Raw genomic sequence first — 14,725 nt, forward strand, 5'->3', positions numbered from 1 at the left:
TCGCCGATCCATTTTGTCACTCACGCCGTATAGAGTGGAGTCGTTCCCCCGCATAAGGAGCCGTGCCCGTGACCCTTGCCCAACCCCTGCGCGCCGAGACCGCCGCCCTGCCCGACCCGACCCGCACCCTGGTTCTCCATGGTGATGACCCGGCACGCAAGCGCCGCGAACTGCTCGCCTACTTCACCCAGACCTTCGATCTCTACGATCGCCTGTTCGACTGCCTGGCCGACGAGCGCGCCTGGTTTACCAAGGCGATCCGCCTGCGCCACCCTCTCATCTTCTACTACGGCCACACCGCCGCCTTCTTCATCAACAAGTTGCTGGCCGCTCGTCTCATCGATGAGCGCATCGATCCCCGCATCGAGGCCCTGGTCGCCATCGGTGTCGACGAGATGAGCTGGGACGATCTGGACGAGCGCAACTACGACTGGCCGAGCGTGGGCGAGCTGCGCCGCTATCGCGCCCGGGTGCGCGAGCGGGTGATCCACTTCATCGAGCAGATACCGCTGACTCTGCCCATCGACTGGGAGAGCCCGGCCTGGGCCATCCTGATGGGCATTGAGCACGAACGCATCCATCTCGAAACCTCGAGCGTGCTGATCCGCCAGCTGCCGCTGGCGTGGGTGCGCGCCCAGCCCCACTGGCCCGCCTGCCCCCAGGCCCGACGCGATCGCGCCAGCGTGCCGGCCAACTCCCTGCTGGCGGTAACCGGCGGTGAGGTGGTGCTCGGCAAGCAGGACGACACCTACGGCTGGGACAACGAATATGGCGAGCGACGGGTCACCCTGGCTCCCTTCCAGGCGAGCCGGCTGCTGGTGAGCAACGCCGAATTCTTCGCGTTCGTCGCCGCCGGTGGCTACGTCGAGCGCCGCTTCTGGGATGACGAGGGGTGGGGCTGGCGCGAATTCGCCCGTGCCGCCATGCCCACCTTCTGGGTCGGTGATCCGGGCGAACCCGATGCCCTGCGACTGCGGCTGATGACCGAGGAAGTGCCCATGCCATGGGACTGGCCGGTGGAGGTGAATCAGCTCGAGGCCGCCGCCTTCTGCCGCTGGAAGAGCGAGACCACCGGCTTGCCGGTGCAGCTGCCGAGCGAGGCCGAGTGGATGCACCTGCGCCGCCGCATCCCGGTGGATCTGCCGAACTGGCCACAGGCCCCCGGCAATCTCAACCTGGAGTATTGGGCCTCCTCCTGCCCGGTCGATCATTTCGAGCAGGGGGCCTTCTGCGATCTGGTGGGCAACGTCTGGCAGTGGACCGGCACCCCCATCGACGGCTTCGAGGGGTTCAAGGTGCACCCGCTCTACGACGACTTCTCCACCCCCACCTTCGACGGCAAGCACAACCTGATGAAGGGGGGCAGCTGGATCAGCACCGGCAACGAGGCGATCGCCGCCTCCCGCTATGCGTTTCGTCGCCACTTCTTCCAGCACGCCGGCTTCCGCTACCTGGTGTCGCGCCATCAGGAGGCCCACACCGTCAACCCCTACGAGACCGATACCCTGGTGGCCCAGTATCTCGACTTCCACTACGGCCCGAGCCACTTCGGGGTGCCCAACTACGGCCAGACTCTGGCCAGCCTGGCCGCCGAGCTGGCCCCCAACCATCAGCGGGCGCTCGACATCGGCTGCGCCGTGGGCCGCGCCAGCTTCGAGCTGGCCCGTCACTTCCAGCACGTGGACGGGGTCGACTACTCGGCCCGCTTCATCGACGTGGCCCTGGCCATGACCCGGCAGGAGGGGTTCCGTTACGCCGTGCCGCTGGAGGGGGAACTGGTGGAATACCGGGAGGCCCGGTTGGCCGACCACGCGCTCGGGGCCGAGCAGGCGGCGCGCATCCACTTTAGCCAGGGGGACGCCTGCAACCTCAAGCCCAAGTACGATCACTACGACCTGGTGCTGGCCTCCAACCTCATCGACCGGCTGCGTGAACCCGTTCGCTTCCTGCAAGACATTGGCCGACGCCTGCGCCCGGGTGGCATCTTGCTGCTCACCAGCCCCTACACCTGGCTCGAGGAGTACACCCCCAAGGCCAACTGGCTCGGTGGTGTGCGGGAGAACGGCGAGGCGCTGACCACCCATCAGGCCCTGCAACGACTGCTGGCGGCAGAGTTTGAAGAGGTCGGCGAACCGCGCGACCTGCCGTTTGTGATCCGCGAGACGGCTCGCAAGTACCAGCATACGGTGGCCCAGCTCACGGTCTGGCGCAGACGCAGTTAACGACGAGGGGCCGGCAGGCCCCTCTCCTTAACCGCGAGCTGGAACGGTTATTGCTCTCTCCCCCGCCGACGCAGAGGCGAGGAGGATGAGAGATGAACCTGGGTGCGGTGCAATTTGGCTTACTGCGGCCTTCACCGAAGGTCGGACAGGGCACAGCGCTGTTGCGAGAGCAAGAGCAGCAGAAGGGGCTACTGCTTGCCGAAGAGAGGGTGACCCTGAGCGGAGGCAGCCGCGATCCCTCCCCTACCTATGCCCACCCGGGACGCACCCGCAAAGAGCCGGAGCAGAGCCTGACCGAGATAGCCTGGGACAACCTGCTGGCCCAACGGATAGGCCTTAGCAAGGAGAAGCTCGACCAGCTCAAGCAGAAGAAGAAAGAGGTTGCCGAAGACCCGACCCTCTCCGATGAAGAGAAACAGAAGCTGCTGGAGGACCTCGACCGGCAGCGAGAGGAGCTCATCCAGGAGGCCGCCGAACGACGCCAGCAGCGCGGGGATGAAGAGCGCCAATCCAACCCCGAACCCGGCAATCCTCGTTGACCCTCGATGGCCAGTGGGCGGCAAGGGTTGCCGCCACTGCCTCACCCACACTCAGTAGCTGAGCAGGGTCACATCCTGAAGCGATCCGGCTTCATTCCAGGCCGGGGCAGGCGTAGCCTAGACGGGCAGAGTACGTTTCTTGTCCAATCAATACTCCCGCCTGCTACCAAGTGGCCGGGGTCTGTGGCCATGGGGGTGGACCGGGAATCGATGCCAAGGAGGCATGATGCTATCCCAATTGGCGGCGCTGGCTGCCCTTATCGGTCTGTTGCTGGCCCTGGTGGGCCTGTTTCGCCCGGCACTGCTGGGCCTGCATAGCGGAATGAACGCCGGCTTTGTCGGCCTGTATGGCGCCACCATTCTGTTCGGCTTCTCCGGCCTCGGCGGCCCCCCTGTCGTCACCTTTATCCTGCTCGCCGCCCTCTCGCTGATCCATGCAGCCCTGCTGCTGATGGGGAAAGCCCGGGTCGTCCACCGCATGAGCAAGGCGGAACGCACCCTGGCCAAGCAAGCCCCGCCCGGGCTTGCCAGCGCCCTGGTAGCCACCCTGCTGGTCGCGTCTCTGGTGGGGGCCTGGGTCTCTCGTTAGGGCCGGTTCACCGACAATAAAAACGGACACCTCTGGGTGTCCGTTATCGTATTCCGCTCTGTCGCGCCGGTGGATCGCCTCACCCCTTCACGGCGCTTGCCAGAACCGGGGCGCCCACTCGGCGATGGCCGCAGCCACCACCTTGGGCTCGATCTGGCTCATGTCCTCGGGATGATCGCTGTCTTCGGGCGGACTGAACGCCAGGTGACGCCCCTCACCGTTGAGCGGCCGCCAACGCAGCGGCGTGGCCGAGCGACGCATCGGGAAGAAACCGACCGTGGGCACATCCATAGCTGCGGCGATATGCAGCGGCCCTGTGCTGCCGGCCATGAAGAGGGCGGCGTTGGCGATCACCTGGCAGAACAGGGGCAAGCCCCCCTCGGAGCGGTAGATCCAGCCGTTGCCACCATGGGCCAACAGCTCGGCCGCCAGCTGCTCGGCGATCTTCTCTTCGCCGGGGCCCGCCGTGAGGATGCATTGCAACTCGGGGCGCGCCTGATTCAGCTTGATGATGATGCGGGCGTACTGCTCGATGGAGAGGTTGTTGGCCGAACCACCGCTGCCGGCATGGACCAGCAGCCAGGGGCGCCCGGCGTCAACCCGCAGCCGGGCCGCTACCTGTTCGCGCACCCGGGCCAGCACCTCATCCGGGAAACGCAAGAAGGGAGCCTGGCTCTCGACCGGGGTCGCCCCCTGATCGGCCAGGAAGCGGCGGATCAGGTCGAGGTTGTACTCGGATTCCGGTTTCTCGGAGCGGGAGCGACGCTGGGTAAGCCGCTGGTTGTAGAGCACCTGAGCCAGCTTGGTAGCCGGCGCCAGCCGATAGGGGATGTTCGCCTTCCACACCAGCATGGCGTTGCGCGAGTTGGAGAAGAGGCAGATCGCCGCATCGAACGCCTGCTGGCGAATTGCGCCAAGCAGTGACTGCTGCTTCTCCTTGTCGGCCCCCTTGCCCGGGTCGATCAAGACCTCGTCGATCCAGGGACAGAGCCTGGCCAGCGGTGCCGTGTAGGCCGGCACCAGGGCGGTCACATGACAGGGCAGCGACTGCTTGAGCATGGCAAAGCTCGGCCAGGCCAACATGAAGTCGCCGATCTTGTCGTTGCGAACCACCAGAATTCGTTTCATCACAACCTCATCCTGTGCCCCGGCCACGATGGCGGGGACCATCATTATCTGTGGTGCGCTATTCTTGCCCGACCGACTGCACTTCTCAAGGTGTGGCCGTATAATGCGCCCTATTTCGATCCCAGGAGAGCACATCATGAGCCATCGGGTCATCTATCCGGGCACCTTCGATCCCATCACCAACGGCCATACCGATCTCATCGAGCGTGCCGCCCACCTGTTCGACGAGGTGATCGTCGGGGTAGCCGCCAGCCCGAGCAAGCGCCCACTGTTCGATCTCGATGAACGGGTAGCCCTGACCCGCGAGGTCAGCTCACACCTGCCCAACGTGACCGTGGTGGGGTTCTCCGGCCTGCTGGTGGACTTTGCCAAGGCCCACCAGGCCAACGTGCTGATCCGCGGCCTGCGCGCCGTCTCCGACTTCGAGTACGAGTTTCAGCTGGCCAACATGAACCGTCGCCTGATGCCGACCCTGGAGAGCGTCTTCCTCACGCCGGCGGAGGAGAATTCGTTTATCTCCTCCACCCTGGTCAAGGAGGTGGCTCTGCACGGTGGTGACATAGGTCAGTTTGTCGATCCCAGAGTCGGCAAGGCCATCGCGGCCAAATTGGCCCAGCGTCAGTCCACGACCTGATCGATGCCGCGGGCCAGCTCGTCCAGCCACTCGTAGCGGCGACGATACATGGCCCGTTTCTTGGATGCTATCTCCTCGAGGGGCTTGCGCTCGAGCGGGGCCAGGGCCACGAAGTTGGCGTCGAGATCCTCGGCGCCAAACTCGCTCCACAGCTCGTCATAGTCGGCCAGCAGACACTCCTTTTGCTTCTTGCTGTAACGTCTGGCCTGAAAGATGTGGGCGCACTTGCGAATGGCGCTCACCCGGTCGGCCCCCATCCTCTTGCCAAGCATCAACACCAGCATCACCACCAACGACTTGGGGCGCAGACCATGGCACTGCTTGGTGAGCGCGCGCACCCGCTCCTGGGCCCCCTCAATGCCGGGCTCAGGCCCCTGCACCGAGCCGATCACCAGCCCCAGTCCAGCGCCACAGCGCTCCAGCGAGAAGGCACAGCTGTAGAGGCGCCGCCCCTGCTCATCGAGCAGAGAGAAGGAGAGCTCCGCCTCGCGGCGGAAGGTGCCGTCATGACGCAGCACCAGACGGACGGGCGAATCGGGTACCCGCCCAAGTTCGATCCCCTGCTGCAGATAGAGGGGGGCGATCAGCGCAGGGAATTGCTCCAGCATCAGGCGATAGTGTTCTTCTACCATGGCGGCACGCTGACGGGCACTGGAGCAGGCGAAGCGATAGGGCCGCAGCGGCTTGTCGAGCAGCTCGGGGTAACGGGTCGGCAACTCGCGCAGGGGCGCCTCACAGAAGAGGTCATAGAGACGGCACAAGGCGGCACGATAGATGGCGCTGCGCAGCACAAACTTGGCGCGGTTGAAGGTTCTGCGCTCGGCACCTTGAGGATAGAGGTAACGAGCCATGGCAAAGGAGCGATAGTGACCCTGTCGAGCCAGGTCGGCCCAACATGCGTGTGATGTTGTCATTGTTGATTATCTCGTGTACAGCCTGAACGAACGAGATACTAAGAAAAGAGCGTGCCGCGCCACAAGACGCAGCAACACACTCTTACAAGATGGGCGACCGTCTCAGTGCTGGCAGTGAGCGCAGAAGAAGGTATTGCGCTGCCCCAGCCGCAGGGAGCGGATCTCGCTGCCGCAGGTGTGGCAGGGCTCACCGGCACGGCCATAGACCTGCAGCCGCTGCACAAAGTAGCCCGGCTTGCCGTCGGCGCTGGTGAAGTCCTTGAGGGTAGTGCCCCCCTGGGTAATGGCCTCGGCCAGCACCCGCTTTATCTCCCCGACCAGCTTCTCGAGCCGCTCCCGGCTGATGTCGCCGGCCGCCCGCTTGGGATGAATGCCGGCGGCAAACAGGGCCTCGTTGGCGTAGATGTTGCCGACGCCGACTACCACCTGGTTGTCCATCAAGAACTGCTTGATGGCGGTGGTGCGCCCCTTGGCGCGCTGCGCCAGGTAGTCGGCGCTAAAGGCATCGGTCAGCGGCTCCGGCCCCAGCTTGGCGAGCAGGGTGTGCGCCTCGGCGGGGTCACGGGTCCACAGCAGGGCACCGAAGCGGCGCGGATCGTTGAGCCGCAGCAGCTTGCCGTTGGCGAGCTCGATGTCCACGTGATCGTGCTTCTCGGCAGGAGTGCCGATGGGCAGCACCCGCAGGCTGCCCGACATCCCCAGATGCAGGATGGCGGTGCCAAAATCGGTCTCCAGCAGCAAATACTTGGCGCGCCGCGCGACCCGGCGGATGGTGAGCCCGCTCAGCTCCTGGATCTCGCCCGGTACCGGCCAGCGCAGGCGACCGTCGCGCACCACGACGCGAGTGACCTCGACACCGGTGAGCCAGGGGGCGATCCCCTGCCGGCTCACCTCGACTTCGGGTAGTTCTGGCATGTGTCCTCTTACTTGGCGGAAGCGGGGGAGAGCAGGGCCTGGTACTGTTCGGCACTGAGGGCGAGCCAGCGATCCGGCGGCAACAGGGCGCCATAGCGGCCGTTATCCTGATAGAGACCGATCTCCACCGGGTCGTCACTGGCGGCCAGCCAGACCCGGATCAGGGTCGGTGCGCCGCGCAGCGGCTCGGCAGGAGACAGCAGCCACTGGCTCCACTGGCTCACCCTGGCCCCGAGGGCTGCGCTCTCCAATCCCAGATCGGGCTGGCTGCGCCACCCCTGGCCAATCCGCTCTATCTGCCAGGTAGGCCCCTGCCAGGTGAGTACCACGGCGTCGGCCGGCAACAGGGTTCGCTGGCGGCTCTGGCTGTTGATCTCCTGCATCTGCTCCATGCGATGCAACAGAGTAATGGCGGCCAACACGCCGACTATGATGACGTTGTTCCAGCCCCGACGGGAGAGTCTGAACATGCTTTCCTCCTGAGTGAGGGAGCAGTGTACTGTGGATCGCGACCATAAAAAAACCCGGCCTAAGCCGGGTTTTTGGGAGTGCAAGATCAAGTAATTACTTGATTTTGCCTTCCTTGTAGATCACATGCTGACGAACGACCGGATCAAATTTCTTGATCTCCATCTTTTCGGGCATGGTGCGCTTGTTTTTGGTAGTGGTATAGAAGTGACCAGTACCGGCGCTGGAGTTCAGGCGAATCTTCTCGCGAATACCTTTAGCCATGATCTAATTCCTTATACCTTCTCACCGCGGGCGCGCAGTTCAGCCAGAACGACTTCTACGCCACGCTTGTCGATGATACGCATGCCCTTGGCGGAAACACGCAGGCTTACGAAGCGCTTTTCACTCTCAACCCAAAAACGGTGAGTGTGCAGGTTCGGCAGGAAACGACGCTTGGTAGCGTTGTTAGCGTGCGAACGGTTGTTACCAACAGCCGGACGCTTGCCGGTTACTTGGCATACTCTAGACATGTCAGTCTCTCCAAATCTTACTTCTTGCTCGAGCAAATATTTGCCCCGCTGGCCTTCGATTGCGGGGCAAACAGAAGGCGGCATTTTATACAGCATCTGTGATCAAAGATCAACTAAAACGGGGCCCAGCGCCAGGATTGTCAGAGCCAACCGCGCTCGGCGAAGGAAACCGTGATGCCGTCACCGATCACCAGATGATCCAGGACTCGCACATCGATCAGGGCCAGTGCGGCCAGGATCCGTTCCGTCAACTGGCGATCGGCCCGGCTGGGCTCGGCCACGCCGGACGGGTGATTATGCGCCAGAATCACGGCGGCTGCATTATGTTTGATCGCGATCCGCACAATTTCTCTTGGCCAGACGCTGGCACTACCCAAGGTTCCCTGGAACAGTTCCTCGTCGTGGATCACCCTGTGCTGGTTATCGAGCAGCAGGATCGCGAAGATCTCCCGCTCACGATCCCGCAATCGGCTCTGCAGATAGTCGCGGGTGAGCTGGGGACTGGTGAGGGCCTCGCCCCGCTCCAACCGCTCGGCCAGATGACGACGGGCCATCTCGAGCACCGCCTGCAATTGAACAAATTTAGCCTCTCCCAGACCACGGCCACGACAAAAAGCCTGCCGCTCGGCGCTCATCAGGGCACGCAGGGAACCAAACTCCCCCAACAGATTGCGCGCCAGGGTTACCGCATCCATGCCGCTGACACCGGTGCGTAAAAAGATGGCCAACAGTTCGGCATCCGAAAACGCCTCCGCCCCCCTCGCCAACAGTTTCTCGCGCGGGCGTTCGTCCCGGGGCCAGTCTTTGATAGCCATTTGTCACCCTCCCTGAGCCATGAAACAACCTTAGTCCTTCCCCTCCTCCCCTGCTTATTCACGAACTTGACCTTGCCCCCTGTCCCGGACAGAGGGGTGTGATATCTTAGCCGACCAGTGACTGAGACGACCGGAACGAGATCCATGAGATTGGCCGACAAACGCATCCTGCTGGGCATCAGCGGGGGGATCGCCGCCTACAAGAGTGCCGAGCTGGTGCGCCGCCTGAAGGATCAGGGGGCCGAGGTGCGGGTCGTGATGACCCGTTCCGCCAAGGAGTTCATCACCCCCCTGACGCTGCAGGCGGTCTCGGGCCACCCGGTGGCCGATAGCCTGCTCGACCCGGCCGCCGAGGCGGGCATGGGGCATATCGAGTTGGCCAAGTGGGCCGACCTGGTACTGATCGCCCCGGCCAGCGCCAACCTGATGGCTCGCATGGCGGCCGGCATGGCCGACGAGCTGCTCACCACCCTCTGCCTGGCCACCCCGGCCACAGTCGCACTGGCGCCGGCCATGAACCAGCAGATGTATCTCAACGCCGCCACCCAGGCCAATCTCAAAACCCTGGCCAGCCGCGGTGTGCTGCTGTGGGGGCCGGACTCGGGCAGCCAGGCGTGTGGCGACGTGGGGCCGGGCCGCATGCTCGACCCACTCGAACTGGTGGAGCGCTGCGTGACGCAGCTGCAGGGCGCCCGCCCTCTGGCCGGCTGCCGCCTGCTGCTGACCGCAGGCCCGACCCGGGAGGCGCTCGATCCGGTGCGTTACATCAGCAACCACAGCTCGGGCAAGATGGGCTTTGCCCTGGCCCGCGCCGCCGCCGAGCTGGGGGCCGAGGTCACCCTGGTCAGCGGACCGGTGCACCTGCCGACCCCGGCCGGAGTAGCCCGGATCGACGTGGAGAGCGCCGAGCAGATGCACGCGGCCGTGATGGCACAGGTGGCCAGCAGCGATATCTTTATCGGCTGCGCCGCCGTGGCCGATTATCGACCGGCCGAGGTACACCCTCAGAAAATCAAGAAAACGGTCGATAAAGAGGAGATGGTCGTAACCCTGGTGAAAAATCCGGACATCATCGCCTCGGTCGGCGCACTCAGCGACAAGCCCTTCACCGTGGGGTTTGCCGCCGAAACCGTGGATGTGGAACAATATGCCCTCGACAAGCTGCAACGGAAGCGGCTCGACATGATCGCCGCCAACGACGTGTCGCGCACCGGACAAGGATTTAATGCCGATGACAACGCCCTTACCCTGTACTGGCAGGGGGGACGCCACGAGTTGCCGCTGGCCGACAAGCTGTCGATCGCCCGGCACCTGCTCACTCTGGTGGCGGAACACTATCTGCGCCGCCGCGCCCAAGATACTAAGCACTCATGACGACACAGATTGAACTGAAAATCCTCGATGACCGCATCGGTCGCGAGTTTCCGCTGCCTGCCTACGCCACCCCCGGTTCTGCCGGTATGGATCTGCGCGCCCTGCTGGACGAGAGCATCACGCTGGCCCCCGGCGAGACCTTCCTCGTCCCCACCGGCCTGGCCATCCATATCCAGGATCCCGGCCTGTGCGCCACCATTTTGCCGCGCTCCGGCCTCGGCCATAAGCACGGCATCGTGCTCGGCAACCTGGTTGGCCTCATCGATTCCGACTACCAGGGACAGCTGATGGTCTCGGTATGGAACCGTGGCCAGGAGAGCTTCACCATGCAACCGGGCGAGCGCATCGCCCAACTGGTGATCCTGCCGGTGGTACAGGCCAGCTTTACGCTGGTCGATGAGTTTGATCAGAGCGAGCGGGGCGAAGGGGGCTTTGGTTCCTCCGGACGCCAGTAACGCCGCCGGCAGACGCACCCGGGCAGCGCCGAATAATAAAGAGAAGGCATTGTTTTTTTAGGGGAATTTATGGCAAGCAGTCAACTCAAGCAGAGCCGTCGGGAGCAGATCCTGCAGGCTCTTGCCCACATGCTGGAAACCAGCCCGGGGCAGCGCATTACCACGGCCCGGTTGGCCGCCGAGGTCGGGGTTTCGGAGGCCGCACTGTACCGGCACTTCCCCAGCAAGGCCCGCATGTTCGAGGGATTGATCGACTTCATCGAAGACTCCCTGCTCTCCCGGGTGAACCTGATCCTGGCCGAGGAGAAGGACACCATGGCGCGCTGCCGCCACATACTGCAACTGCTGCTGATGTTTGCCGAGCGCAACCCCGGCATCACCCGCATCCTCAATGGCGATGCCCTGCTGGGCGAGAACGACCGCCTGCGCGATCGCATCGGCCTGCTGTTCGACAAGCTGGAGACCCAGCTCAAGCAGGTGCTGCGCGAGAAGCGTCTGCGTGAAGGACAGGGCTTCCAGCTCGACGAGACCATGCTGGCCAACCTGCTGCTCGCCTACGCCGAGGGGCGCATCAGCCAGTTTGTCCGCTCCGAGTTCAAGCTCAAGCCCACCGCCGGCTTCGAGGAGCAGTGGCACTTCATCCGCAGCCAGCTACTACAGAGCTGACCGCCGAGGGGGAGACCAGAGGTCTCCCCCTTCTTTTTACCTGCTTCATATGCGACCGTACTCGTCGCACCCATGTGCTCTAATCGCCCCTTTGCCCATCATCACAACGGACAGGAGACCCTATGGAACCCGAGATCCTCAACGAGGCCCAGACCTGGTTGCAAAATAACCAGACGCTGATCATCGAATACGGCGTCAACATTGCGGCCGCCCTGCTGACCCTGCTGGTCGGCTATATCGCCGCTAACCTCATCAGCGGTGGTGTGGTCAAGGTGATGAAAAGCCGCAAACTCGACACTACTATCACCGAGTTTGTCGGCAGCATCCTCAAGTACGCCATCCTGGTATTCGTGGTGATCGCGGCGCTGGGCCGGGTCGGGGTGCAGACCGCCTCCTTCGTCGCCATTATCGGTGCCGCCGGTCTGGCCATCGGTCTGGCGCTGCAAGGATCGCTCTCCAACTTCGCCGCCGGCTTCCTGCTCATCATCTTCCGCCCCATCAAGGCAGGCGAGTTTATCGAGGTGGCAGGCACCAATGGCGTGGTGCAATCCGTTCAGCTGTTCACCACCACCCTCACCTCAGGTGACAACAAGATGGTGGTGGTGCCCAACTCCGCCATCCTCAACGGCACCATAGTCAACTACTCGCGCATGGAGACCCGCCGCGTCGACATGACCTTCGGCATCGGCTATGGCTCGGATCTCCGCAAGGCCAAGCAGATCCTCGAGCGTCTGGTGAACGAGGAGCCGCGCATCCTGAAAGATCCGGCCGTGACCATCGCCGTCGCCGCCCTGGCCGACTCCGCGGTCAACCTGGTGGTGCGACCCTGGGTCAAGACCGCCGACTACTGGGGGGTCTGGTTTGACTTCCATGAGAAGGTGAAGATGGCCTTCGACGCCGAAGGGATCGAGATTCCCTTCCCCCAGCGCGTGGTGCACATGAAACAAGGGTGAGCTTGCGCCCATGAAGAAGGCCGCCCCTAGGGGCGGCCTTCTTGTTATCGGACAGGCTTACTGCTTGAGCAGGTTGGGGTCGGTGACCTGCACCGCCGCGCCGCCGCTCATGAAGAAGCTGGCAAACTCCTTCTGAATCTCGGCAGTCACAGCCCCGGTGTCGTCGCCACCGTCCGGCGACAGCAGCGAGCTGTGGCCGCCGTCGACGAAGCGGGCCACATGACGGATCGGTCCAACCTGAGTGTTGGTCAGGGACTGCAACCCCAGCACCTTGAGCAGAGGCTCGGTCCCCCCCAGCGGCGAGGTCTTGGTGCTGTTGGGGATCACCTGATCCGGCAGGTTGAGGGCACCGTCGCCCACGATCTCGGTGGCAAACAGCTTGAGGTCGCTCTTGATGCCGGCCCCCAGGTTGATGGGATCGGCCGAGTCGAGCACCGACTGGGCGGCGAAGCTGTAGCTGGCCAGGGTGGCGGCGGCGGCAGCCTGGATCGACGCATCCTGCTTCGGCAGGAACTCGTTGACGAAGCAGGCAGGGTCCGGTGCCTTCTGGCAGCTCGGCGCATAGGCGGCGAAGCCGTTCTTGAGCGCCTCGGAGCCATTGGTCAGCACCCCGTACTGGATCGTCGGCCCGAAGGTCGGGGAGTTGAGCAGCAGGGGTGCAATACCGCCACCGGGCATGGCCAGGCCGCCGGTGTCGAACTTGAACAGGGCATCGGCGACCGGGTTACCCACCGACTGGTTGGCGACCGCCAGCAGATTGGTGCCGGTCATGGCCCCCAGCGAGTGACCCAAGAAGTGCACCTTGAGCCCAGCCCCGCCGATCATCCCCTTGCTGTTGGCCAGACCCACTGCCAGACGCAGGCCAAGCAAGTCGGCGACGCTCTGTTTGAGGTTGTCACGGGCCACGGTCAGGTAGCTCAGGTTGAGGTAGGGGGTCGGGTTACTGCTGGTGGCGACCGTATCCATGCTGCCGCTCAGGGCATAACCGCGCTCCCCGTGCAGGGGGTGATCGATCACCACGATGGCCACGTTCTTGCTGGCCGCCATGCCGGCGCCGATCTGGCTCAGGGCCAGGGCGTAGGCGTTCTCTTTCACCGAGGTGACGCCATGCTGGTAGATGATCACATCGGTCACGGCACTCAGGGGCGCCGCGGCGAAGATACGCATCGGCACCGACTGCACCTCGCTCAGGGCCGGCAACGGGTTGAAGCGGCCGATGTTGTGCTGGGCATCGAGGGGCTTGCCGCCGGAGGTGAGGGTCACCCCGATCAGCTTGCTCGCCTCAACCAGCAGTTCGGCGGAGCGGCTCGGGTCGGCAATCAGCTCGCCAAGCAGCGCCGGATCGACACCGGCACCCACCAGTCCACCAATCACCTCTTTATCGCCCGCCTTGAGGGCGTTGCCGATGGCATACAGGCTGTCGATGGCACCGTGCCAGGACTCGGTCTTGGCCTTGTTCCAGGAGCCCGACAGCGCCGGGGTGGAGAGGAAGTAGGGCAGCTTGACCGTGCCGGCATAAACCTTGGTCGCAGCGGCCAAGCCAGAGAGTGTCGGATCGGCACCAATCACCTGAGCCAGCTGATCACGCGAGGCCTGGGGCAAAAACGGCTCGGCAGCCAGTCGGGTCAGGAAGGCGGTACCGCCATCGATCTGGTTGATGGTATAGGTTCCCGGCAGGCTGGTATTGCCGTGGGCATCCTGATGCCACAGGGCGGCGGCATCCAGGGTGGCAGATTTGGCCAGGATGCTGGCGGCCGCGCCCTTGACGGTGGTCAGCACATCGGCGCCGGATTGGGTGGCAAACCAGTCGGAGAAGATCACCTTGTCCGAGGCGATGCCGGTCGCCTGCAAGAACAGCCCCTCTTGCAGGGCGATCAGGCCGTGCAGCTTCTGCTCGGTGGCACTGCTGCCGCTGTTTGCCCTCAGGTTGGCGTAGTCGTCGCCGGCACGCAGGGCACTGCCACGGCTGTCCTTGAGGGAGCTGGTGGCCACCGTCATGTAGTACGAAGAGGGGTTGAAGGGCTTGAGCGGTACCAGGGCCAGCTTGCCGCCGCTATCGGCCACGACGAAGTCGGTGCCATAGACCCACTGCTTCTTGATCCCCTTGGGGGCCATGGTGGTGCTGTCAAACTCCAGCTCGAACAGATAGATGGGCGCTACGGCGGCGGCAAAGTCGGCCTTGGCGGGCACCGGCACACTCACCCCTTCGATCCCGGTGGGGATCAGGGTGACGGGCTGGGTGGTCGACCAGCCATCCAGCGTGGAGAGAGCAGACACCGGGTTGGAGAGATCCGCCGTCTCGGTGGAAAATTTCAGGGTTCCGTCAGCATCACGGGGAGCCAATACGCTGGCGCGCAGACCGGCAGAACCGGTCAAGAGATAATCGAGGGAGGAGGAGGTATCCCCCTTGTCGTCGTCACCACCGCCACAGGCGGTCAGCAGCGCGGAGGCCACCGCAATAAAGATCAGCTTCTTCTTCATATCCATGTCTCATTATTGTGAATGTGTCCTGATGAGGCGGGTACGGCTCCAACCCGCACC

General features: G+C 63.9%; 16 protein-coding genes. 8 read left to right on the forward strand and 8 right to left on the reverse strand.

The genetic code is table 11. From position 1 onward, the window contains the following. Positions 1-68: 68 nt before the first annotated feature. The 3 genes from ovoA to BN1121_RS08665 all read left to right on the forward strand — a co-directional run bounded on the left by ovoA (position 69) and on the right by BN1121_RS08665 (position 3,350). Entirely contained in the window at positions 69-2,222 is a 2,154-nt protein-coding gene (gene ovoA, locus BN1121_RS08655) for a 5-histidylcysteine sulfoxide synthase (protein WP_005349458.1), read from the forward strand. A 92-nt stretch (positions 2,223-2,314) separates the two neighbouring features. Beyond that, positions 2,315-2,761 (forward strand): hypothetical protein, encoded by a 447-nt coding sequence (locus BN1121_RS08660; RefSeq protein WP_005349456.1) that lies wholly within the window; start codon positions 2,315-2,317, stop codon positions 2,759-2,761. A gap of 223 nt (positions 2,762-2,984) precedes the next feature. Further along, entirely contained in the window at positions 2,985-3,350 is a 366-nt protein-coding gene (locus BN1121_RS08665) for a hypothetical protein (protein WP_156139396.1), read from the forward strand. A gap of 87 nt (positions 3,351-3,437) precedes the next feature. Here the strand turns inward: BN1121_RS08665 and BN1121_RS08670 are convergent, their stop codons facing one another. Next, positions 3,438-4,478, reverse strand: coding sequence for a glycosyltransferase family 9 protein (locus tag BN1121_RS08670; protein WP_043157236.1), 1,041 nt, complete (start codon positions 4,476-4,478; stop codon positions 3,438-3,440). A gap of 136 nt (positions 4,479-4,614) precedes the next feature. Between BN1121_RS08670 and coaD the strand changes: the two genes are divergently transcribed. Continuing rightward, positions 4,615-5,112, forward strand: coding sequence for a pantetheine-phosphate adenylyltransferase (coaD, locus tag BN1121_RS08675; RefSeq protein WP_005349448.1), 498 nt, complete (start codon positions 4,615-4,617; stop codon positions 5,110-5,112). On the opposite strand, the gene BN1121_RS08680 is transcribed toward coaD, so the two are convergent. From BN1121_RS08680 to radC, 6 genes are all read right to left on the reverse strand, one after another. After that, a complete protein-coding gene (locus BN1121_RS08680) occupies positions 5,097-5,963 on the reverse strand; it encodes a VirK/YbjX family protein (RefSeq protein WP_005349445.1) in 867 nt (288 codons plus the stop codon). The genes coaD and BN1121_RS08680 overlap by 16 nt on opposite strands. 165 nt (positions 5,964-6,128) lie before the next feature. Continuing rightward, positions 6,129-6,941 carry a bifunctional DNA-formamidopyrimidine glycosylase/DNA-(apurinic or apyrimidinic site) lyase gene (gene mutM / locus BN1121_RS08685; protein ID WP_005349442.1) on the reverse strand — a complete coding sequence of 271 codons (813 nt, stop codon included), beginning with the start codon at positions 6,939-6,941 and terminating at the stop codon, positions 6,129-6,131. An 8-nt stretch (positions 6,942-6,949) separates the two neighbouring features. Continuing rightward, positions 6,950-7,411: a hypothetical protein gene (locus tag BN1121_RS08690; RefSeq protein WP_005349441.1), complete on the reverse strand. Its 462-nt coding sequence runs from the start codon at positions 7,409-7,411 to the stop codon at positions 6,950-6,952. A gap of 94 nt (positions 7,412-7,505) precedes the next feature. Continuing rightward, positions 7,506-7,673, reverse strand: coding sequence for a 50S ribosomal protein L33 (gene rpmG, locus BN1121_RS08695; protein ID WP_005307500.1), 168 nt, complete (start codon positions 7,671-7,673; stop codon positions 7,506-7,508). Positions 7,674-7,684: 11 nt separating this feature from the next. Next, a complete protein-coding gene (gene rpmB, locus BN1121_RS19415; protein ID WP_005349438.1) occupies positions 7,685-7,921 on the reverse strand; it encodes a 50S ribosomal protein L28 in 237 nt (78 codons plus the stop codon). A 140-nt stretch (positions 7,922-8,061) separates the two neighbouring features. Continuing rightward, a complete protein-coding gene (gene radC, locus BN1121_RS08700) occupies positions 8,062-8,736 on the reverse strand; it encodes a RadC family protein (protein WP_005349434.1) in 675 nt (224 codons plus the stop codon). 144 nt (positions 8,737-8,880) lie between these two features. On the opposite strand from radC, the gene coaBC reads away from it, so the two are divergent. The 4 genes from coaBC (at position 8,881) to BN1121_RS08720 (ending at position 12,184) form a co-directional block, all read left to right on the forward strand. Beyond that, a complete protein-coding gene (gene coaBC / locus BN1121_RS08705; RefSeq protein ID WP_005349431.1) occupies positions 8,881-10,110 on the forward strand; it encodes a bifunctional phosphopantothenoylcysteine decarboxylase/phosphopantothenate--cysteine ligase CoaBC in 1,230 nt (409 codons plus the stop codon). Next, the gene (dut, locus tag BN1121_RS08710; RefSeq protein WP_005349428.1) at positions 10,107-10,565 is read left to right on the forward strand and encodes a dUTP diphosphatase; all 459 of its coding nucleotides are present in this window, start codon (positions 10,107-10,109) and stop codon (positions 10,563-10,565) included. The genes coaBC and dut overlap by 4 nt, the downstream gene beginning before the upstream one ends. Positions 10,566-10,634: 69 nt before the next feature. Beyond that, positions 10,635-11,231 carry a nucleoid occlusion factor SlmA gene (gene slmA / locus BN1121_RS08715; RefSeq protein WP_005349425.1) on the forward strand — a complete coding sequence of 199 codons (597 nt, stop codon included), beginning with the start codon at positions 10,635-10,637 and terminating at the stop codon, positions 11,229-11,231. Between the two features lie 122 nt (positions 11,232-11,353). Beyond that, positions 11,354-12,184: a mechanosensitive ion channel domain-containing protein gene (locus BN1121_RS08720; protein WP_005349422.1), complete on the forward strand. Its 831-nt coding sequence runs from the start codon at positions 11,354-11,356 to the stop codon at positions 12,182-12,184. A gap of 57 nt (positions 12,185-12,241) precedes the next feature. On the opposite strand, the gene BN1121_RS08725 is transcribed toward BN1121_RS08720, so the two are convergent. Next, positions 12,242-14,665 carry a VolA/Pla-1 family phospholipase gene (locus tag BN1121_RS08725; protein WP_005349418.1) on the reverse strand — a complete coding sequence of 808 codons (2,424 nt, stop codon included), beginning with the start codon at positions 14,663-14,665 and terminating at the stop codon, positions 12,242-12,244. Between the last annotated feature and the right edge of the window lie 60 nt (positions 14,666-14,725).

The organism is Aeromonas diversa CDC 2478-85 (assembly GCF_000819805.1).
In the GTDB taxonomy this organism is placed as follows: domain Bacteria; phylum Pseudomonadota; class Gammaproteobacteria; order Enterobacterales; family Aeromonadaceae; genus Aeromonas; species Aeromonas diversa.

What these genes read in the sequence shown, in the direction of transcription:
- BN1121_RS08660 (WP_005349456.1), top strand. Translation starts at nt 2,315, where the DNA reads ATGAACCTGGGTGCGGTGCAATTTGGCTTACTGCGGCCTTCACCGAAG.
- BN1121_RS08665 (WP_156139396.1), top strand. Translation starts at nt 2,985, where the DNA reads ATGATGCTATCCCAATTGGCGGCGCTGGCTGCCCTTATCGGTCTGTTG.
- BN1121_RS08670 (WP_043157236.1), bottom strand. Translation starts at nt 4,478, where the DNA reads ATGAAACGAATTCTGGTGGTTCGCAACGACAAGATCGGCGACTTCATG.
- coaD (WP_005349448.1), top strand. Translation starts at nt 4,615, where the DNA reads ATGAGCCATCGGGTCATCTATCCGGGCACCTTCGATCCCATCACCAAC.
- BN1121_RS08680 (WP_005349445.1), bottom strand. Translation starts at nt 5,963, where the DNA reads ATGGCTCGTTACCTCTATCCTCAAGGTGCCGAGCGCAGAACCTTCAAC.
- mutM (WP_005349442.1), bottom strand. Translation starts at nt 6,941, where the DNA reads ATGCCAGAACTACCCGAAGTCGAGGTGAGCCGGCAGGGGATCGCCCCC.
- BN1121_RS08690 (WP_005349441.1), bottom strand. Translation starts at nt 7,411, where the DNA reads ATGTTCAGACTCTCCCGTCGGGGCTGGAACAACGTCATCATAGTCGGC.
- rpmG (WP_005307500.1), bottom strand. Translation starts at nt 7,673, where the DNA reads ATGGCTAAAGGTATTCGCGAGAAGATTCGCCTGAACTCCAGCGCCGGT.
- rpmB (WP_005349438.1), bottom strand. Translation starts at nt 7,921, where the DNA reads ATGTCTAGAGTATGCCAAGTAACCGGCAAGCGTCCGGCTGTTGGTAAC.
- radC (WP_005349434.1), bottom strand. Translation starts at nt 8,736, where the DNA reads ATGGCTATCAAAGACTGGCCCCGGGACGAACGCCCGCGCGAGAAACTG.
- coaBC (WP_005349431.1), top strand. Translation starts at nt 8,881, where the DNA reads ATGAGATTGGCCGACAAACGCATCCTGCTGGGCATCAGCGGGGGGATC.
- dut (WP_005349428.1), top strand. Translation starts at nt 10,107, where the DNA reads ATGACGACACAGATTGAACTGAAAATCCTCGATGACCGCATCGGTCGC.
- slmA (WP_005349425.1), top strand. Translation starts at nt 10,635, where the DNA reads ATGGCAAGCAGTCAACTCAAGCAGAGCCGTCGGGAGCAGATCCTGCAG.
- BN1121_RS08720 (WP_005349422.1), top strand. Translation starts at nt 11,354, where the DNA reads ATGGAACCCGAGATCCTCAACGAGGCCCAGACCTGGTTGCAAAATAAC.
- BN1121_RS08725 (WP_005349418.1), bottom strand. Translation starts at nt 14,665, where the DNA reads ATGAAGAAGAAGCTGATCTTTATTGCGGTGGCCTCCGCGCTGCTGACC.